17 protein-coding genes and 1 other annotated feature are annotated in these 19,324 nt (G+C 43.2%); of the genes, 6 read left to right on the top strand and 11 right to left on the bottom strand.

From position 1 onward, the window contains the following. Positions 1-8: 8 nt before the first annotated feature. On the bottom strand, positions 9-971 hold the full coding sequence (locus tag FZC79_RS05685) for an MBL fold metallo-hydrolase (protein ID WP_148945872.1): 963 nt from the start codon (positions 969-971) through the stop codon (positions 9-11). A 221-nt stretch (positions 972-1,192) separates the two neighbouring features. Between FZC79_RS05685 and FZC79_RS05680 the strand changes: the two genes are divergently transcribed. The 3 genes from FZC79_RS05680 (at position 1,193) to FZC79_RS05670 (ending at position 5,799) form a co-directional block, all read left to right on the top strand. Continuing rightward, positions 1,193-2,338 (top strand): glycosyltransferase, encoded by a 1,146-nt coding sequence (locus FZC79_RS05680; RefSeq protein ID WP_148945871.1) that lies wholly within the window; start codon positions 1,193-1,195, stop codon positions 2,336-2,338. A 178-nt stretch (positions 2,339-2,516) separates the two neighbouring features. Next, positions 2,517-3,533, top strand: a complete 1,017-nt coding sequence (namA, locus tag FZC79_RS05675; protein WP_148945870.1) for an NADPH dehydrogenase NamA — start codon at positions 2,517-2,519, stop codon at positions 3,531-3,533. 1,108 nt (positions 3,534-4,641) lie between these two features. Continuing rightward, the gene (locus FZC79_RS05670; protein WP_148945869.1) at positions 4,642-5,799 is read left to right on the top strand and encodes an IS256 family transposase; all 1,158 of its coding nucleotides are present in this window, start codon (positions 4,642-4,644) and stop codon (positions 5,797-5,799) included. Positions 5,800-6,275: 476 nt separating this feature from the next. Here the strand turns inward: FZC79_RS05670 and FZC79_RS05665 are convergent, their stop codons facing one another. Beyond that, positions 6,276-6,818 carry a histidine phosphatase family protein gene (locus tag FZC79_RS05665; RefSeq protein ID WP_148945868.1) on the bottom strand — a complete coding sequence of 181 codons (543 nt, stop codon included), beginning with the start codon at positions 6,816-6,818 and terminating at the stop codon, positions 6,276-6,278. Between the two features lie 95 nt (positions 6,819-6,913). Then, positions 6,914-7,837 (bottom strand): ribonuclease Z, encoded by a 924-nt coding sequence (rnz, locus tag FZC79_RS05660; RefSeq protein ID WP_148945867.1) that lies wholly within the window; start codon positions 7,835-7,837, stop codon positions 6,914-6,916. A 447-nt stretch (positions 7,838-8,284) separates the two neighbouring features. Here rnz and zwf point away from each other — a divergent pair, with 447 nt between their 5' ends. Together zwf and FZC79_RS05650 are read left to right on the top strand one after the other, a co-directional pair. Continuing rightward, positions 8,285-9,787, top strand: a complete 1,503-nt coding sequence (gene zwf / locus FZC79_RS05655) for a glucose-6-phosphate dehydrogenase (RefSeq protein ID WP_187442657.1) — start codon at positions 8,285-8,287, stop codon at positions 9,785-9,787. Positions 9,788-9,818: 31 nt separating this feature from the next. After that, positions 9,819-10,439, top strand: coding sequence for a cyclase family protein (locus FZC79_RS05650; protein WP_148945866.1), 621 nt, complete (start codon positions 9,819-9,821; stop codon positions 10,437-10,439). Positions 10,440-10,508: 69 nt separating this feature from the next. On the opposite strand, the gene FZC79_RS05645 is transcribed toward FZC79_RS05650, so the two are convergent. From FZC79_RS05645 to FZC79_RS05625, 6 genes are all read right to left on the bottom strand, one after another. Next, complete coding sequence (locus FZC79_RS05645) at positions 10,509-10,973, bottom strand: UPF0158 family protein (protein WP_148945865.1); 465 nt, start codon at positions 10,971-10,973, stop codon at positions 10,509-10,511. Between the two features lie 542 nt (positions 10,974-11,515). Then, positions 11,516-11,737 carry a hypothetical protein gene (locus tag FZC79_RS05640; RefSeq protein WP_148945864.1) on the bottom strand — a complete coding sequence of 74 codons (222 nt, stop codon included), beginning with the start codon at positions 11,735-11,737 and terminating at the stop codon, positions 11,516-11,518. A gap of 107 nt (positions 11,738-11,844) precedes the next feature. Next, positions 11,845-12,060, bottom strand: coding sequence for a hypothetical protein (locus FZC79_RS22985; RefSeq protein WP_148992344.1), 216 nt, complete (start codon positions 12,058-12,060; stop codon positions 11,845-11,847). Between the two features lie 104 nt (positions 12,061-12,164). Continuing rightward, a complete protein-coding gene (locus FZC79_RS05635) occupies positions 12,165-12,728 on the bottom strand; it encodes a GNAT family N-acetyltransferase (RefSeq protein WP_148945863.1) in 564 nt (187 codons plus the stop codon). Between the two features lie 139 nt (positions 12,729-12,867). After that, positions 12,868-13,119, bottom strand: a binding site (T-box leader). A 94-nt stretch (positions 13,120-13,213) separates the two neighbouring features. Continuing rightward, positions 13,214-13,483 carry a hypothetical protein gene (locus FZC79_RS05630; RefSeq protein ID WP_148945862.1) on the bottom strand — a complete coding sequence of 90 codons (270 nt, stop codon included), beginning with the start codon at positions 13,481-13,483 and terminating at the stop codon, positions 13,214-13,216. A gap of 132 nt (positions 13,484-13,615) precedes the next feature. Further along, complete coding sequence (locus FZC79_RS05625) at positions 13,616-14,875, bottom strand: MFS transporter (RefSeq protein ID WP_397541129.1); 1,260 nt, start codon at positions 14,873-14,875, stop codon at positions 13,616-13,618. Between the two features lie 152 nt (positions 14,876-15,027). Between FZC79_RS05625 and FZC79_RS05620 the strand changes: the two genes are divergently transcribed. Then, entirely contained in the window at positions 15,028-15,591 is a 564-nt protein-coding gene (locus tag FZC79_RS05620) for a winged helix-turn-helix domain-containing protein (RefSeq protein ID WP_148945860.1), read from the top strand. Positions 15,592-15,629: 38 nt separating this feature from the next. On the opposite strand, the gene gndA is transcribed toward FZC79_RS05620, so the two are convergent. Then, entirely contained in the window at positions 15,630-17,042 is a 1,413-nt protein-coding gene (gene gndA / locus FZC79_RS05615) for an NADP-dependent phosphogluconate dehydrogenase (RefSeq protein WP_148945859.1), read from the bottom strand. Positions 17,043-17,191: 149 nt separating this feature from the next. After that, on the bottom strand, positions 17,192-18,445 hold the full coding sequence (locus FZC79_RS05610; RefSeq protein WP_148945858.1) for a DNA polymerase IV: 1,254 nt from the start codon (positions 18,443-18,445) through the stop codon (positions 17,192-17,194). Between the last annotated feature and the right edge of the window lie 879 nt (positions 18,446-19,324).

The raw sequence follows: 19,324 nt of genomic DNA, 5'->3' as shown, positions 1-19,324 counted from the left end.
CCTTCTTTTTAACAGTAATACAGCAGGACACCATCCCGTTCTTCCCGGGATATCTCATGTCCCGCTTCTAAATAATCGATTTGAGCCTGTGTTTCAGACAACGTCAAACCAAGCTCTTTACGATAAACGGATGGAAAAAGTTTTCGGCAAAGTGAAAAGAGAGACTGCGGATCATTTTTCAACAGCTCTTTCACATGCATTGCCCGGTCATGCTGTTTTTGCAGCCGTTTATGTATAAGAGAATGCACATCGACAACCTCTTCCCCATGCCCTGTATAAGCAAAATTGATATCCACTTGCAAAAGCCCCTGCAGGGATTGATTGTATTGAAGCTGAGGCTTTGGCAGCTCTTCTCCCTCTTTCTCAGGAGGTTCGATCAGCGGATTGGGCGAGATATGAGAGAGAATGTGGTCCCCGGCAATCATCGTGCCGTCCTTCTCGCGCCAAAAAGAAATATGGCTCTGGGCATGGCCCGGTGTGTCCAATACAGTCCATTCCTTCATGCCGGGAATCGGATCCCCTTGCATTACTGTACGAGTCAACCCCCTGTTTCCCATGAACTCAAGGGGAGCCCTGATTTTATGGATGAAGTGCAGGAATTCTTGCGGCAGACCGGACTGCAAAAATAATTTTACATAAAAACGGTCATGCTCTTCCAGAAAATCATCGGTCCTCATAAGCCATCTTTCATTGGCGGGGTGGCCGATTATATCGATGTGGTCCGGCATCCAGTCAAGCATCCCGGCATGATCCGGGTGATGATGAGTCAGGATGACCTGCTCGATGTCTTGTATTGAATACCCTAATTCTGCAAGATTTAACTCCAGGACTTTTCTGGCTTCCGCGGTTTGCGGGCCGACATCAATCAGGCTCAGCGCTTCCCCTTTTACTAGGTAGACATTTACATCCCCGACTGCAAAAGGCGTCGGCAGCACTATTTTTGCTATATCTCCAGCCCAATAGGCATTCATATATTTCACCACTTTTTCTATAATTAAAATGAATGAGTATTCATTCTTTTATTTTACTTCTTTTCTCACTAGATGTCATGAGAAGGATGTAATTTTTTCAAAACATCAATGGAAATACTAGGATAAACACTGAAAACTGCACGACAAGACACTAATTGCTACAATAGATAAAAACGCAGTGAATTGCAATAGACGAGACTAAAGTACAGGAGAAGTGATGAATGCTTTTAATATTGCTTGCGATCAATTTGATTGGCTGGGCCATCTTATTTACAGATATAGCCTTGGGACTGCGGAAGATCGATTCATTGGAAAAGGCCGAGCCGGAGCATGATGGGCCGCTAATTTCCATCATTGTGCCTGCCAGAAATGAAGCCCACACTATCAGGAAAAGCATAGAATCGCAGTTGAAATCTACGTATAAGAGACTTCAGTGGGTCATCGTAAACGACCGCTCAACTGATGAAACGGGTGCAGAAATTGAGAGAATCGCCTCTATGGACAAGAGAATCAAGACGCTTCATTTAACTCAGCTGCCAAAGGGCTGGCTTGGAAAGAACCATGCCCTCTATCAGGGATATCTTCACTCGGAAGGTGAGCTGCTTCTTTTTACAGATGCCGATGTCCATTATAACCCTGACGCTATCTCAAAAGCAGTGAGAGTTCTGCAAACCGAGAATGCCGATCATCTCACGGCGGCTCCTTCCCTGACAGCGAAAGGCTTTTGGCTGCAGTCATTCATCGCCTTCTTTCTGTTTGGGTTTTCTTATTTCAAACGGCCATGGAAAGCTAACGATGAACGGTCTTCCATCGGAATGGGAATAGGCGCTTTCAACCTGATGACCAGGCCGGCCTATGAAACGATTGGTACCCACAAAAGCTTGAAGAACCGGCCGGATGATGATCTGCAGCTCGGCTTCAAAGTCAAAGAATATAAATTAAATCAACGAATGGTGACCGCCATCAGCCTCCTGCGGGTGGAGTGGTACCCTACATTGAAAGCCGCTTTTCAAGGGCTGGAGAAGAATACATTCGCAGGCCTTTATTACCGCTATTCAATGGTGCTCCTGGCCATTTCCGGAGTGTTTTTTTCACAGGTATTCCCTTTCCTGACGCTTTTGTCATCGGATACCACTGTAAGGCTGATGAGCTTGGCGGTGATCCTTTTGATTTTGGGCAGCTACACATCGGTCATCAAAAAAATGACTGACTTTCATCCAGCCTTGTTCCTGGCACTTCCGGTAACCGCCCTCATCTTCATATTCAGTATCATAAGAGCGGTTGTGCTGACCTTTATCCGAGGAGGCGTAATCTGGCGGGGCACCAAATATTCTTTAGAGGAACTCCGCAGCATGGAGAAGGACTAAGGCAAAATCCTTTTTCGGAAAATTTTCTGCTGATATAATAAGCATGTATTTAGGAAGGCGAAATATCATAAGGGCTCTTTTCGTAAACTTTGTTGCTGTCTCGAAAAGAGCCGCTCTTGGGATTTTTCGAAAGCAACAATTAATGCGAAAAACAGCTTATCAAAAAGGAGCGGATAGCGTGTCAGCCAAATTATTTGAATCATATAAAATCAAAGATCTTACTTTGAAGAACAGAATCGTCATGGCGCCAATGTGCATGTACTCTTCACATAATGAAGATGGAAAAGTGGAGAATTGGCATAAAACCCACTATACGAGCAGGGCGGTAGGCGGCGTCGGACTGATCATTCAGGAAGCAACAGCTGTGACTGCACAGGGGCGGATTTCCCCGCAGGACCTGGGCATCTGGAGCGACGACCATATCGAAGGACTCAGCGAACTCGTATCTCTGATGAAAGAACAGGGCGCCCATACCGGTATCCAGCTGGCCCATGCAGGAAGGAAAGCTGTGATTGAAGGAGACATCATTGCTCCGTCCTCCATCGCATTCAATGAGAAGATGAAAACACCATTAGAAATGAGTAAAAACGATATTGAAGAAACGGTCACTGCTTTTAAACAAGGAGCAGAAAGAGCCAAGAAAGCCGGATATGACGTAATCGAGATCCACGCAGCACATGGGTACTTGATCAACGAATTCCTCTCTCCTCTTTCCAATAAGCGGAGTGACGAATACGGCGGCTCTGCTGAGAACCGCTACCGCTTCCTCCGCGAAGTGCTTGAAGCGGTCAATGAGGTGTGGAACGGCCCTCTCTTCGTCCGTGTATCAGCAAAAGATTATGCGGAAGGCGGATTGGATGCAGAGGATTATGCCATTTACTCATCATGGATGAAAGAACAGGGAGTCGACCTGATCGATGTCAGCTCCGGGGCAGTCGTACCGGCGAAAATCGATGTCTATCCTGGCTACCAGGTTAAACTATCCGAAACCATCAGAAGCAAGGCAGAAATTCCGACAGGCGCAGTCGGCCTGATCACATCTGGAATTCAGGCAGAAGAAATCCTTCAAAATGATCGTGCTGATCTTATTCTGCTCGCAAGGGAATTCCTTCGCGACCCGTACTGGCCAAGAACTGCTGCTAAAGAACTTAGAGTTGAAATCGAGCCGCCTAAGCAATATGACAGGGCTTGGTAATATAAAGAGTGCAAACATAGCGTTTGCACTCTTTTTTGTTGTTTGATTTTTGGATGAAGATTGTCTGTTTAAGTAATATCATAGAACAAATGGCTTGTAGCTTAATGGTGGGGGGAATCTTGCTATTTTCAGCTCTGGTGTCACTCGTCACCTTCCCGAAGGACACCTAAGGCTCTTTTTTTCGACTCTGGTGTCGCTCGGCGACTTTACGAGGGACACCTAAGGCTCTTTTTTTCGACTCTGGTGTACCTCAGCGACTTTATGAGAGACACCTGGGAACCTTTTTTCCGACTCTTGTGTCGCTCGACGACTTTTCGAGGGACACCTAGACGCCTTTTTTTCAACTTTGATGTCCCTCGGCGCCTTCCCGAGGGACATCTGAGACCCTTTTTTCAAGCTTTGGTGTCTCTCGGTGACTTTTCGAGGGACACCTGAGATCCTTTTTTCCAGCTTTGGTGTCTCTCGACGACTTTACGAGGGACACCTAGAAGCCTTTTTTTCAACTTTGATGTCCCTCGGCGCCTTCCCGAGGGACACCTGAGGCTCTCTTTTCATGCTCTGGTGTCTCTCGACGACTTTTCGAGGAACACCTAGACGCCTTTTTTTCAACTTTGATGTCCCTCGGCGCCTTCCCGAGGGACATCTGAGACCCTTTTTTCCAGCTCTAGTGTCGCTCGTCGACATCTCGTGGGACACCTGAGATCCTTTTTTCCAGCTTTGGTGTCCCTCGGCGCCTTCCCGAGGGACATCTGAGACCCTTTTTTCCAGCTCTAGTGTCGCTCGTCGACATCTCGTGGGACACCTGAGGCCCTCTTTTCCAGCTCTAGTGTCGCTCGTCGACATCTCGAGGGACACCTGAGGCTCTCTTTTCATGCTCTGGTGTCTCTCGACGACTTTTCGAGGGACACCTAGAAGCCTTTTTTTCAACTTTGATGTCCCTCGGCGCCTTCCCGAGGGACACCTGAGATCCTTTTTTCCAGCTTTGGTGTCTCTCGGTGACTTTTCGAGAGGATAAAGTCCATATAATTGTGTAAAAAGAAAGAGTCATTTTTATCTTTCTTGTCAACAATGTTTTCAACCACGAAAAACATTGAAAGAAGGAATAAAAATGACTCAAATACAGTTTAGCCTAGATTTGGATATTTTAAAAGATTCTGTCATGAATTCTAACCTTGATACTATAATGAAATCTTCACTTGTACTGGTGTTAAACCAACTCATGGAAAAAGAAAGAGATGATTACTTACAAGCCGGTGCTTATGAACGCTCCAATGAGAGACAAGATTATCGAAATGGATATTATGAGCGTGATCTCCTAATCGGTGTCGGCAAGATAAAATTGCGCGTTCCACGGACAAGAGAAGGCAACTTTTCTCCTACTGTGTTTGAAAAATTCTCACGTGTCGACCAAGCTCTTACTCTCTCAATGCTTGAAATGGTTGTAAACGGAGTATCTACACGAAAAGTCACAAATATCGTTGAACAGCTCTGTGGACAAGGTGTTTCAAAGTCTTTTGTCTCTTCGTTAACAGAAAAGCTTGATCCCATTGTAAATAAGTGGGCCAACCGCCCTCTCAATGTTCAATATTTCCCATATCTCTATGCCGATGCTATGTACATTAAGGTTAGGGAACATAATAAAGTTGTGTCCAAGGCAGTCTATATCATGACCGCTATGAACGAGAAGAAAAAACGTCAAGTCATTGGGCTGAAAGTAGACCATGTAGAGAGCTTTGAAGCTTGGAAAGGCTTCTTTCAAGAGTTAAAATCACGTGGACTACAATCACCGAAATTAGTCATTTCTGATGCCCACGCTGGTCTAAAAAAAGCAATTGAACGTGAGTTTATTGGAACCTCGTGGCAGCGATGTACTGTTCACTTGAAAAGAAATATTATAAAAAAACTACCTAAAAAAAATATGAAACAAGTCATATCCGATCTGAGGAAAATTTATAAATCTGCATCAGGATCTGAAGCAAGAGCTACCAAAGAAGAATTTATTAATAAGTACGGAGATAATAAAAAGCTTGAGAACGCTTTAAACATATTGGAAGAGGGCTTTGAAGACTCTATTCAATACCTGAATGAAGATGACAAATATCAAATAAATATAAGTAGCACGAATTCTTTGGAGCGATTAAACCAGGAAATCAGGAGGCGTGAAAGAGTCATCAGAATTTTTCCAAACACTCAATCAGCATTTCGATTAATAGGTGCTTTTCTGATGGAAAATGAGAACCTTCAATTGAACAAAAGAAATAGGTAATGACAGGTGAAGCGAAGCGCGAAATTTTTTTGACAGGAAAGGGGGTACCCCCTTTCCTGTCAAAAAAATCATAAACACTATAGCAGGTTGAAACATTGTATAAATGAATTTACACAAGAATAAGGGCTTGACTCTTTTCGAGGAACACCTAGAAGCCTTTTTTCAACTTTGATGTCCCTCGGCGCCTTCCCGAGGGACACCTGAGATCCTTTTTTCCAGCTTTGGTGTCTCTCGGTGACTTTTCGAGGGACACCTGAGGCCCTCTTTTCCAGCTCTAGTGTCGCTCGTCGACATCTCGAGGGACACCTGAGGCTCTCTTTTCATGCTCTGGTGTCGCTCGGCGCCATCTCGAGGGACACCTAGAAGCCTTCTTTTCGACTTAGGTCTCCCTCATCTACCAAAGACACTAGAGGGTATCCCTCAAACCATCCATAATCTGAGTGAGTTAGAACCTAAAGAGTCAACACTATAATCTATCACTCACTCCAAATCCGATCGACAGAAGGTTCCCCATCTTCAAAACTCACATGAAAAACATCCGGATTGGATAGTTTCATAAGCTCTTGGTAGCCAAACCGTTCATCAAAGTACCTTAGAAGCAGCGTAATCAGGTTGCCATGGCTAACAACAGCTACATGGTCATCATCGCTCTCGATGATCTCTTCAAGAAACGAGGAAGCTCTCTCATAAGCTGTACGGTTTGACTCGCCTCCATCTAGTATATATTCATAGTCCTCAAAGCTCTTTTCAAGATGCATCATCCAGTCATCAAGATCGGTGCCGCTCAATATCCTTTCACCCAAGCGGTCATCCTCTATAATAGGAACGCCTCTCTTTTCTGCCAGCGGCTCAATCGTCTTTCTGGCACGTAAAAACGGGCTGCTGTATAAAGCATCAATTTTTCTGCCTTCAAAAAAAGCAGCCAGAGAATGGGCCTGTTTCTCACCAAGAGCCGTAAGCTTTGCTTCAGGGGGCTGTCCTTCCGCTTTTGCGTGACGCACAATATATAAGTTTTTCATCTGTAATTCCCCGCTTTCTATCCGATATTAATAAAAATATCCGGCACGGACAAGCAAACAGCTGATACACTGCCTGCACATCAGTACAGGATAATCTACTCTTTCGTTATGGACGCCTCAAAGAAATCACTTGCTATATAACTTTCAGGAAAGATTTCGCGCGCTTCCTGCTGTAGTTCAGGCCATTCCGCTTCTGTGAACCTCGAGCTGATATGGGTTAAAAACAATTTCTTTGCACCGGCTGACAAAGCGGTTTGAGCTGCCTGCTTCGTTGTGGAATGAAAATAATCATGAGCCATTTTTTCCTGGTCCCCGCTGAAAGTGGCTTCATGAATGAGGGCATCAGCATTCTCCGCAAGTTTTTCAGCTGCGGTAGAAACCCTGGTGTCACCAAGGACCGTAACAACCCTTCCTTTTACAGGAGGGCCGAGAAAGTCGGTTCCATCTATCACCCTGCCGTCTTCCAAGGTGACTGTCTCACCTTCTTTCAGCTTTTTAAAAATAGGTCCAGGCTTGACCCCCAAATCTTTCAGTTTTTCCGCCTGGAGAACGCCCGGCTTGTCTTTTTCTACAATACGGTACCCAAAACAAGGAATCGCATGATCAAGCAGACGCGCTTCCACAGAAAACAGTTCGTCTTCAAAAATTGGCCCTTCTTCTATTTCTTCAATATGTAAAGGATAAAGCAGATGAGTTCCGCTGATGGATAAGGAAACCTGGATGAACTCCCTGATCCCTGGAGGACCATACACCGTCAATTCGGTTTCTCCCCCTTGAAAGGAGCGGCTCCCCAGCAATCCCGGCAGACCATAAATATGATCACCATGTAAATGAGTGATGAAAATCTTCTCTATCTTTCTCGGTTTTAACGTTGTATGTAAGATTTGATGCTGCGTCGCTTCTCCGCAGTCGAACAGCCAGACTGCCCCTCTCTCTTCCAAAAGTTTCAAAGCAATAGAGGTAACATTTCTTGACTTGGCAGGCACGCCGGCACCTGTTCCCAAAAAAAGCAAGTCCATTGAAGCTCCTCCTCTCCTGATTTTTATCCCCTCCATAATAGCACAACCCAGCACCATGCGTGGTATTAAAGCTCCTTTCTCCACTAACCTGATTGAGGGAAAACTCCACACTCTGCAAGAAAGCATCACCCAAAATAATAAGAACACAATTGGAAACACTATTGAAAAGGTACGGTCATTTAATAAAGCATAACTTAATTCTAAAATAGTATGTCACTAAAAAGAATTATTGTGTACTATATAGAAGGACCTGTCTGAAATCGCACAGCATATGATTTGCTAAATACGTCTGAAGTCTTTAAAATTAAGTACTTGTATAGAGTGTTTTTCAGAAAAGGTACAGCATATAATAGGCTTTTCGCATAGAAGGGTATCTTGAGCCGGTTAACATATGGGCCTTTCTTGAGGAAAAGTTATTTTAATAGGAAAAAAAGTGAGGTCTTAGCAGTGAAACATAATGATACGCCATCAACTTTACTAATGATTTTCGGAGCAACTGGAGATTTGGCTAAAAGGAAGCTTTTTCCTTCTCTGTATCACCTCTTTAGAAAAGGAAAAATCGCTAAAAACTTCGCCGTTATAGGTGTGGCACGACGCGAGCTTTCCAATGAGGAATTCCAGGCACATGTTAAGGAATCGGTCCTGACATCCATCGGCAAAGATGAGAACATCGAAGAATTCGTCTCTCATTTTTATTATCAGTCCAATGACGTGGCCGACAGTAATTCATACATAGAGTTAAATAAGCTGGCTGTACAATTGGACGAACAGTATGAATTGCAAGGAAACCGAATTTTCTATCTAGCAATGGCACCGGAATTCTTCGGCACCATCACCGACCATTTGAAACAAGATGGCTTGACGGATACGCAAGGATTCAAGCGCCTAGTGATAGAAAAACCATTCGGGCATGACCTTGCTTCTGCAGAAGTCCTGAACAATCAAATTCGTGCAGCGTTCTCAGAGAAAGAGATCTACCGTATCGACCATTACCTTGGAAAAGAAATGGTCCAAAACATCGAAGTCATCCGTTTTGCAAATGCCCTTTTTGAACCTTTATGGAACAGCCGCTTCATTTCGAACATCCAAGTGACTTCCAGTGAGGAACTGGGCGTCGAGGACCGCGGCCGGTACTATGAAAAGAGCGGAGCATTAAGAGATATGGTACAGAACCATATGATGCAGATGGTCGCTCTTCTGGCAATGGAACCGCCGATCAAATTGACGACAGATGAAATCAGAAGTGAAAAGGTCAAGGTGCTTAGAGCCCTCCGCCCAATGAAACAGGAAGAAGTGAAAGATTATTTTGTCAGAGGACAATACGATGCCGGATTCATCAACAATACAGAAGTTCCCGGGTACCGTGCAGGAAGCAATGTTGATCCTGAGTCCAATACAGAAACATTTGTCGCTGGAAAACTGATGATCGATAACTTCCGCTGGGCAGGCATGCCATTCTATATCCGCACGGGAAAAAGAATGAAAGCCAAGTCGACCAAGATTGTCATCCAGTTCAAGGATATTCCGATGAACCTTTATTACAATACCGATAAACAACTGTCGCCGAACCTTTTGGTCATTCATATCCAGCCTGAAGAAGGAATCACCCTTCACTTGAATGCCAAGAAAACGGGCCAGAATATTGAAACGACACCGGTCAAACTTAACTTTGTGAACAATGGAGTCGACGGCATGAACACACCTGAGGCTTACGAAAAGCTTCTGCATGACTGCATGCGCGGCGACGCAACCAACTTTACGCATTGGGATGAAGTTAAACTTTCCTGGGCATTTACGGATACCATATCAAATGTTTGGGAAAACACAACTGAGGAAGAATTCCCTAACTATCAATCAGGAACAATGGGGCCGCTGGCCGCAGACAAACTGCTGGCACAGGACGGATTCTTCTGGTGGCCATTCTCTGAACTGGAAGTCGACGACTGTTAATATTTAATATTTCTTGAAAGGATGATGAACAATGAAAATTTATGACATTACTGCACCAATTTTTAACGGAATGCCAGTATATAAGAACAAGCCGGAAAAACAGCCCGAAATCAACACGAATACAAATGGACATGTGACCGAGTCAAGGATCTCCATGGATGTTCATACAGGAACCCATGTGGACGCCCCTCTTCATATGATCAATGACGGCGAAACAATCGAAACGATTGATATCCAGCAGCTTGTCCGTCCGGTTAAAGTACTGGACCTGACCTCTGTCGAAGAAAAGATCACCAAGAAAGATATTGAAAACTATGATATCCAGGAAAATGATTTCCTTCTTTTTAAAACAAAGAACTCCTGGGATACAGAGTTTAACTTTGAATTCATCTATGTAGCAGAAGACGCAGCTTCATACTTGAAGGAAAAGAAAGTGGCCGGAACGGGAATCGATTCTCTTGGAATTGAAAGAGCACAAGAAGGACATCCGACTCACAGAACCTTGATGGGCAGCCGCATCATCATCATGGAAGGCCTTCAGTTGAAAGACATTGAAGAAGGCTCCTACTTCATGGTAGCCGCCCCATTAAAAATTGAAGGCACGGATGCATCGCCTGCACGTGTTATTTTGATGGATGAGTTGATCGGATAAGAAAATATTTATAGTAAAAAGACTCGTCAGATATTCTGGCGAGTCTTTTCTACATCATCTCAATTCTTCTTACACATAGCTGATCTCGTTGCCCCTGCACCATTCAATGGCAATTTGTTTAAATTTTTCTGTTCTGTAGGAATACCATTGGTCATTCAAACCCCACTCGGCGATTGTATCCTTGAAGCTTCTGAAAGCGCCGCTCCCTCTGATCGCTCTTAAAAGATCACTTTTCTGTTCTTCATTGGTAATAGAGAAACAAAAATCTTTCATGATGTCGTATTCATTGATATCGAACTTGGTTGGAAGTTCCCTGTAATCTTCAAAGTTCTCGACCACTTCCATAGCTTCCATCCGCTGTTCCTTCTGCCACTGGGGCAGGTGGTCAAATGGCTCTCCGTCTTCAGCTGCAGCCAGTTCATCTGTTGAAACGGAAACTACTTTTCCCGTTTCTATATTTAATAAATTCCTCCATTCGTCAATCTGGAATTCCATATGTTCAACTATATCCTCAATTTTTGCTTTAGCCTTCATCAAAATCACCTCTTTTTATTCTAGACTCTTTTCGTAAACTTTGTTGCTATTTGAAATTAATTACGAAAAAAATGACCATAAAACACTCCAATAATCTGTTGATAGTGAAAAGAAAAGAACTGCTCTCCCTGATTCGAGAGAACCCACCTAATATTCGGGGATATCCGAAAGCAACAATTTATGCGAAAACAGCCTTCTTCTAGGATAACAATCTTTCTGTTTTGGGTAAAAGCTGCATTTGGTAAAGCTCTTGAATAGTTTCCCTTCCGACCATCGTAAATTGTTTGATTATCTTCTCACTAAAAGAGCCCGAATACCCGCAGCAACCAAAATGATGAGGAGCAGTGCCATAAAAGTATAAAAATTAAAGAATATTGAATTAGAATAAGTATTTATAAGGTCAACCTGCGACACATTCTCAAACGATGGGTTCTGTTTAACAATCAAATAACGAAGTGAATCAGCTTTATTGAGTGTGAACGCAAAGATCAGGGTAAAAACTGCGCAACTGATAATAGATAAGCCCCATTTAGACTTGATTGTTACATTTTCAATCCACTTGCTGAAAAACCAATAGGTTCCGTAAATGAAGATGAGGAAGAATGGAAATAAAACCACGAAAGGAAAAAGGCCCGGATTGCCGTTGCCTCCTCCCCCAATCCGCTTTCAGTCATTAAAGGTTCGGTCAGGAGGTTTCCTAGGATAAACGTTACTATTGTCGCCAAGGCACTAATAAAATATATACCGATATAAATCAATCTCATAATAAGCCCCCCCTTTAGCCAAGCCACTGAAACAATCAACCTTCCATCGCAACTCTTCTCATTCAGATACACGGATTATTGGTTACAATCCAGGATATATCTTCTTCTCAAATACTACTCTTATTCTTTTCAAGTTTTTTCTTATTATAATTGAGGTCTATTACCATATCCCCTACACCCATTGCAATGAGTCCATTCAGCAAAGCAAACAGCGGGATGACAACTCCGCCGACGCCACCCAGGATTAGATTCATAATTATAAATACAATACTAAAAAAGACAAAAGCCAACCCCAACAAATATAATATTTGACCTACAAGCAATTTTCTCCTCTCCTTTAAAAAAATGAAATGATCCTTTCTAATGAGACAGCTGAAGGAGGGAGATATAGATTCAGCTCCCTCTTTAATAAAAGTCTATTTCCATTTTATTTTATCACCGAATAAAAACAAGTGTCAGTCAGCTTGCTGCCATCCGCGGATAGGTCATCATTTCTCAGCGTGCCCTCAAATGTAAAACCAAGTTTCTCAGGAATAGAACGGCTTTTGAGGTTAGTTGATTCACATCTGATTTCAATTCTCCTGAATCCGATATGATATAATCCTAAGTCCGCTATGCCCTTTACAGCTTCGGTCATATATCCATTACCACTGAACTTAGTGTTAATCCAATAACCGATTTCACATTTAGGAATGTCCCAGTCAATCCCCTGGAGACTGGTTGTTCCGATGAATTCACTGGTCTCTTTAAGGAAGATAAGAAAACGAAAGCTATCTCTTTGGAGAAATTTAATATGAGCATTCCTCAAGTTAACCTCTGTTTCCTCAACAGCTGGAATTTCCTGCGCGAATGGAAGCCAGGCTTTTAGCTCAGGAAAAGATTCTCTGATTGCCTGATTAACAATTTCACCATCCCCTGATTGGTGCGGTGCCCGAAGGATCAGTCTCTCTGTTTCAATTTGTAAAGGAACATCTAATAAAATCGGATTCATAGAACTCACCTTTCTGAAATACTAGTTTATAGTAAAGCCGGATTATCGTAAAAATTTCTGAATTGATTTACTCTCAATGAGCACAACATCGACTCATTTTTTGGACAATAAAAAAACTCCCACCCCCAAGAAAATGATTCTTGAGGACGAGAGTTATCACTTCGCGGTACCACCTCAGTTTGTTGATATGTCGCCATACCAACCTCTTCAGGTACTGTCATACCCTATCTTCATAACGGAAGAACCCGTCTCGCTATCCCTAATGCGGTTCATTAGATTGGCAAGAAGCTCCAAGGCTTTATTCATCAAGGCGGATATTGCTCCTTTTCAGCGGGAGGGAGCTCTCTGTGAATATCTACTTCCTGACTACTGTTCTCATCAACACTCGATTATATCGAATTTTCTAAAGATTATATCCTTTATCGTTGCACTTGTCAAAGTCATTTGTAATATCCCTGCTGGTTATTATCACATACAAATAAAATCTATTGATTATTTATGATACCTAAGATTTTTCCTCTCAACTTCTCAGAGCGATATTCACTTCTCTTAACCTTATCCACCTTTGTCCATCCAATCAGGTAACGAACATCAGGGTCTTCTTCTATAGCTCCCTTATGTTCTTTATACACCTGCTGAAACCATTCTAAGGATTGAAGCTTTTCAATATTTTTATTGATTCTTTCTTCTTCCGGCATGCCACGCAGAAACATTTGCATCGCCATACCGATATTGGCAAGGATTTCAATGATCACTCTTTCCCATCTCCATTTATTGGTTAATAACTGTATTTACGAATGAAATCCCGCAAGGTTTCCTATTACTTTAACAATTTTCAGCTGCAGCAGCTTTATTTACTACTGCAAACTTTAGTAACTCCAATGCTGTCACCCCGCCCTTTCAGCATTTTCAGGAGTAGACACCGCCACTGTTAGATAGCTGTAGAATTTGGACAGCGGAAAAATCAAGCTGACAGCAATCAGACAAAGACCGCCTGCGGTTACTGTCCATAATGGCCCAGCGAGAGTGGCAAGCCATCCTCCGAGCAGAAGCCCGCCAAGCAGACTTCCATTAAAACAGGTTGTCAGGATTCCGGAGATCCTCCCGAGAAGTTCTTCCGGCACTCCCTGCATCAGCATGCTGTTCAAAGGGATATTGATGAATGGATTAGTGGCTCCGATCAAGCTCATCCATATATAGAGGGAAACAAGCGGGACCATTGTATGTAAGTCATACACAGGAATCACTACTGCCGCTAATAGTCCTGAAAAACCAAAAGAATACATGATAAGCGCCTTATTGCTGACCTTTTTCATAAGGAGTGGAACAGCAAGGGCACCAAGAATGCCAAAAGCCCCTTCAAGAGATTCCATCATACCGAAATGCACCTGGCTGACTTCAAACACATTGAGGATAATCGCGTACACATTGGCGCTTACAATACTCAGCACGAAAACAGCGGAGGTAAGAAGGATGAATATTCCTGTGATAAAACGGTTACTGGTTACTGACTGAAGTCCCTGCTTCAGGGATTGCAGATAAGAGATCCCCGCCTCTTGATGACTTTTCTCTTCTTCTCTATTATCCAGCTTCAACCCTAGCAGAAACAAGGCCGATATGAGAAAAGTAGCTGCATCCAATATGAAAATCAGTGAAATATGGTCAATCAGCAAAAGAAATCCTCCAATGGAAGGAGCAATGATCATCATCATCATGTAGGTGGATTGAGAAAGGCTCACAGCTGCGGGTATCTCATCTTTTCTCATGATGGTCGGTATGACGGCGGACTTCGCTGGTTCAAAGAAGACAGCCCCAATTCCCTGCAAAAATATCAAGAGGAGCAGCAACGTGATGGATGACTGGCCGGCAATCATTAATAGAACAATCACAAACCGGTATAAATCAGCACCGATCATCATTCTCTTTCTTGAGAACCGATCAACCAATGGGCCAACGAGTGTCCCGAACAACATTCCAGGAAGGTGACGGGCAATAAGAATGTAACCAAACACCATGGGATTGCTGGTCAACTTGGAAGCCAGAAATAATATTAACAAATGAGAAATTCCATCTCCTAATTCAGAGATCACCTGAGCAGACCATAAACGACGATAAGAACGGTTTTTGAGTAATTGGAACAAAGACATCTCCTCCATTAATTAAATATATTTTATCATTAAAATAATTTTAAACGATAAAATATATTTTGTAAACGCATATCATTAAAAATAATTTTAACGATTTAATATTTTTCAGCGTAATAATCTGATAAAATAGATTGAGGACAACAAAGTGAGAGGTGATTGACTTGAAGATTGATAATCTGGAAGTAGCTAAAGCCATTTTTGACCCGAAGCTGGAAAGGATTATTACTAGCGTAAAATTCAGCAGCAAAACAGTAAAAGAGATTGCATCAGAGCTGGATGAAAAGCAATCACGCCTGTATTATCCCATCCAAAAGCTGCAGAATCTTGGTTTGATCATGGTTGTAGAGGAAAGAAAAGTAGGCAACATCATAGAAAAATATTATTCATCCAAGCATCTTTACGATAATGACATCACTTTCAATTTCGAAGGTGAATTCGCCATGGAACACAGGGAGTTTCTGATTTCCAAGATGATGTTCAGTTTAAATAAGGGATTAAACGTTTTAAAGAGTGATTTGGAAGGTGATTCGGCAAGGCAGGAGAACAGCGCGATGTTCACTGAATACGGGTTGGAGCTGACCCCGGAAGAGTGGCAGCACCTGAATGATGAGGTAAGGAAGCTCGTGGATAAACGCGAGGTGAAGAACGAAAAAAAAGAAGGCGTAAAACCTTATAAAATGATTCTCTTTTCTTATAAAGATGAGGAAAATCATTAAAAAAAGCTCTCCAGCAAGACCTGGAGAGCTTTTCTCGATTATTTGGACATCCATTCTGTATGGAAGATTCCTTCTTTATCTGTGCGCTCATACGTATGGGCTCCGAAGTAGTCTCTCTGCGCCTGGATAAGGTTGGCAGGAAGAGTTTCTGTGCGGTAGCTGTCATAGTAAGAAAGAGCTGCAGAGAACCCTGGTACCGGGATACCATTTTGCACCGCTGTTGAGATGACGTCACGAAGAGCATATTGGTAGCTTTCAACGATTTCCTTGAAGTAATCATCAAGAAGCAGGTTGGAAAGATGAGGCTCTTTATCATATGCATCTTTGATTTTTTGAAGGAATTGGGCACGGATGATACAGCCGCCGCGGAAAATCATCGCGATTTCGCCATAGCTGAGATCCCAGCCGTATTCTTCAGAAGCAGCACGCATTTGGGCAAATCCTTGTGCATAAGAACATATTTTACTCATATAAAGAGCTTTACGGATGGATTCAACCAATTCTTTTTTGTCACCGTCAAATGGTTTCGTTTCCGGTCCGGAAAGGATCTTGCTTGCCTTCACTCTCTCGTCTTTAATGCTTGAGATAAAGCGTGCGAAAACGGATTCTGTGATGATTGGAAGAGAAACTCCCAGGTCAAGCGCACTTTGGCTTGTCCATTTGCCTGTTCCCTTTTGCCCTGCTTTATCCAAGATCACATCCACCATCGGCTTTCCTGTTTCTTCATCATACTTGGTGAAGATGTCAGCCGTGATTTCAATCAGGTAACTGTCCAATTCGCCTTTGTTCCACTCTGCAAACGTTTCATGCAGTTCTTCAGCACTGAACCCAGCTACGTGCTTCAATAGGAAATAAGATTCCCCAATTAGCTGCATGTCACCATATTCAATTCCGTTATGGACCATTTTTACATAGTGTCCAGCACCGTCCGGCCCGATATATGTGGTACAAGCTTCGCCATCTACTTTTGCAGCGATATCCTTGAAGATTGGTGCAACCAGTTCATACGCTTCTTTCTGTCCTCCAGGCATGATGGATGGGCCTGTAAGCGCACCCTCTTCACCACCGGAAACGCCGGTACCGATAAAATGAATTCCAGATTCACTTAGCTCGTGATTCCTTCTGCGGGTATCCTCGAAGAAGGTGTTACCACCGTCAATCAGGATATCTCCTTTATCAAGAAAAGGCTTCAGCTGTTCGATTGTAGCATCTGTAGGACCTCCAGCCTTTACCATAAGCAAAATCTTTCTTGGTGTTTCAAGAGACTGTACAAATTCCTCTATGCTGTATGTACCAACTACATTCTTGCCTTTGGACTGTTGAAGCATTTCATCCGTTTTTTCACGTGAACGATTATAAACAGACACTGAATATCCTCTGCTTTCAATATTCCATGCCAGGTTTTTACCCATTACCGCAAGGCCGATCACACCGATTTGTTGTTTCGACATGTTCATACGTCCTTTCATATTGTATTTAGTTAAGTAAACAATCTTTATAAATTTAACAAAGACAGCGGGCCAAGTGCAAACAATACACCTCATCCTTATTGTTGCATTAGGCCTGATAAAATAATCTGGAAAATAATATCCGCTGCCGGTTACTTATCTCTCCGCAAAAAATCCTTATTAAAACTCGTATCATTATGGGGATCCCGCTTCTCCTGTTTCGCCGAGATTCCTCTTTTAATCATATCTTTTCCGTACTTGGTCTGAAGTTTTTCTAATGCAAGGTACAGGGGCTCCTTCTTGGCATGTTCTTCAAACGAGAAGATATCAAGCTGGAGGGCGGCATCATTCCGCTCCACAAGATCCTGGCCCGTCACTCCCAGCAAACGGATTGAATTGCCATTCCAATGCTGAAGAAACAGCGTTTTAGCTGCTGTAAAAATTTCCTCCTGCGAGCCGACAGGGTTCTTCATCTTCTTGCTTCTTGTTATGGTCTTTCGATTCTTGAATCTCATCGTAATCATAACCGTTGAGGCAAGTGTCTCTTTCGATTTCATCCTTGATGCCACTTTTGCGGACAGCTGATTCAGCGTATTCAACAATTCCTTTTGGTTCGCGGTGTCCCTTGGCAGAGTCGTCGAGTTGCCGACACTTTTAAAGTCGTAAACAGAATCAGGATCCACGGGCCTGTCATCCTGCCCGTTGGCTCTTGCTTTCAAGCGGAGTCCATTGATGCCCAGCTGTGCTTTCAATTGGATTTCGTCTGCTTTAGACAGTTCCCCGATTGTGTTGATCTTCAATGTATATAATTTTTGAGCCGTTTTATCACCAATACCATGCATCTCTTTTACATCAAGCGGCCAAATCTTTCCTGGTAAATCCCTCTTGCGGAGTACCGTAATGCCCATCGGCTTCTTCATATCAGAAGCAGTCTTGGCAAGGAACTTATTGGGGGCGATACCTATACTTGAAGGCAGGTCCAGCTGGGACAGAATCTGGTTCTGGATGGACTCAGCGATAAATAACGGGCTTCCCAATGTTTGGCTGTCCGTTATATCAACATACCCTTCATCGATCGAAACGGGTTCCACGAGCTCGGAATACTGCCTTAATATCTCAAACATCCCCTGCGACGCAGCACGATATCGGTCAAAATTCGGACGCATGATGATCATGTGCGGACAAAGCTTTTTCGCTTCCCATAAGGTCATCGTGGTTTTGACCCCGAACTTGCGTGCCTCATAACTGCAGGTGACGATAATCCCTCTCCTTTCATCCGGGTTCCCCGCAATTGCCAGAGGTTTTCCCTTTAGTTCAGGATTATAGGCAGCCTCAACAGAAGCGTAGAAGCTGTTCATATCGACATGAAGAATGACTCTTCCGTTTTTAGGATAGTGAGGATGCATGCTAACCAGCCCTTTTTTTCAAATACTCTCTGGGATGAGCACTCAAGCCCTTTTCCCCTCTCTATTAGTGTACTATATAATCTCTCAGAGCACACGTTCGGGATTCCAAAAGACAGCATTGGGAACTCTGGAAGACTTTTGGGATGCACCTCGCAAGCTGAACGCTGCATGTAAAAAAAATAAAAATGATGTACCTCGCACCTGAAGCGAAGTACATCAAAATGAGAAAATAACATGATGATGCACCTCGCACCTGAAGCGAAGTGCATCAAAATGAGAAAACGATAAGATGATGTACCCCGCACCTGAAGCGAAGTACATCAAAATGACAAAATGACAAGATGATGTACCTCGCACCCGAACCGAAGTACATCAAAATGAGAAAATGACGAGATGATGTACCTCGCACCTGAAGCGAAGTACATCAAAATAAGAAAATGACGGGATGATGTACCTCGCACCCGAAGCGAAGTACATCAAAAGGAGAAAATGAAAGGATGATGTACCTCGCACCCGAAGCGAAGTACATCAAAAGGAGAAAATGAAAGGATGATGTACCTCGCACCCGAAGCGAAGTACATAAAAAGGAGAAAATGAAAGGATGATGTACCCCGCACCCGAAGCGAAGTACATCAAAATGAGAAAATGACAAGATGATGCACCCCGCACCCGAACCGAAGTACATCAAAATGAGAAAACGATAAGATGATGTAYCCCGCACCTGAAGCGAAGTACATCAAAACGAGAAAATGACAAGATGATGTACCTCTCACCTGAAGCGAAGTACATCAAAACGAGAAAATGACAAGATGATGTACCTCTCACCTGAAGCGAAGTACATCAAAATGAGAAAATGACAAGATGATGTACCCCGCACCT

Origin of the sequence: Rossellomorea vietnamensis (assembly GCF_008180615.1) — a bacterium.
GTDB classification, from domain to species: domain Bacteria; phylum Bacillota; class Bacilli; order Bacillales; family Bacillaceae_B; genus Rossellomorea; species Rossellomorea vietnamensis_D.
The sequence above is the reverse complement of the archived record's forward strand: the minus strand, read 5'-3'. Positions and strand labels throughout refer to the sequence as shown.

Excerpts from the sequence above, each read along its gene's own strand:
- FZC79_RS05650 (WP_148945866.1), top strand. The coding sequence starts at position 9,819 with ATGAAAATTTATGACATTACTGCACCAATTTTTAACGGAATGCCAGTA.
- gndA (WP_148945859.1), bottom strand. The coding sequence starts at position 17,042 with ATGTCGAAACAACAAATCGGTGTGATCGGCCTTGCGGTAATGGGTAAA.
- FZC79_RS05670 (WP_148945869.1), top strand. The coding sequence starts at position 4,642 with ATGACTCAAATACAGTTTAGCCTAGATTTGGATATTTTAAAAGATTCT.
- FZC79_RS05625 (WP_397541129.1), bottom strand. The coding sequence starts at position 14,875 with ATGTCTTTGTTCCAATTACTCAAAAACCGTTCTTATCGTCGTTTATGG.
- FZC79_RS05680 (WP_148945871.1), top strand. The coding sequence starts at position 1,193 with ATGCTTTTAATATTGCTTGCGATCAATTTGATTGGCTGGGCCATCTTA.
- rnz (WP_148945867.1), bottom strand. The coding sequence starts at position 7,837 with ATGGACTTGCTTTTTTTGGGAACAGGTGCCGGCGTGCCTGCCAAGTCA.
- FZC79_RS05665 (WP_148945868.1), bottom strand. The coding sequence starts at position 6,818 with ATGAAAAACTTATATATTGTGCGTCACGCAAAAGCGGAAGGACAGCCC.
- FZC79_RS05645 (WP_148945865.1), bottom strand. The coding sequence starts at position 10,973 with ATGAAGGCTAAAGCAAAAATTGAGGATATAGTTGAACATATGGAATTC.
- FZC79_RS05640 (WP_148945864.1), bottom strand. The coding sequence starts at position 11,737 with ATGAGATTGATTTATATCGGTATATATTTTATTAGTGCCTTGGCGACA.
- FZC79_RS05685 (WP_148945872.1), bottom strand. The coding sequence starts at position 971 with ATGAATGCCTATTGGGCTGGAGATATAGCAAAAATAGTGCTGCCGACG.
- FZC79_RS05635 (WP_148945863.1), bottom strand. The coding sequence starts at position 12,728 with ATGAATCCGATTTTATTAGATGTTCCTTTACAAATTGAAACAGAGAGA.
- FZC79_RS05610 (WP_148945858.1), bottom strand. The coding sequence starts at position 18,445 with ATGCATCCTCACTATCCTAAAAACGGAAGAGTCATTCTTCATGTCGAT.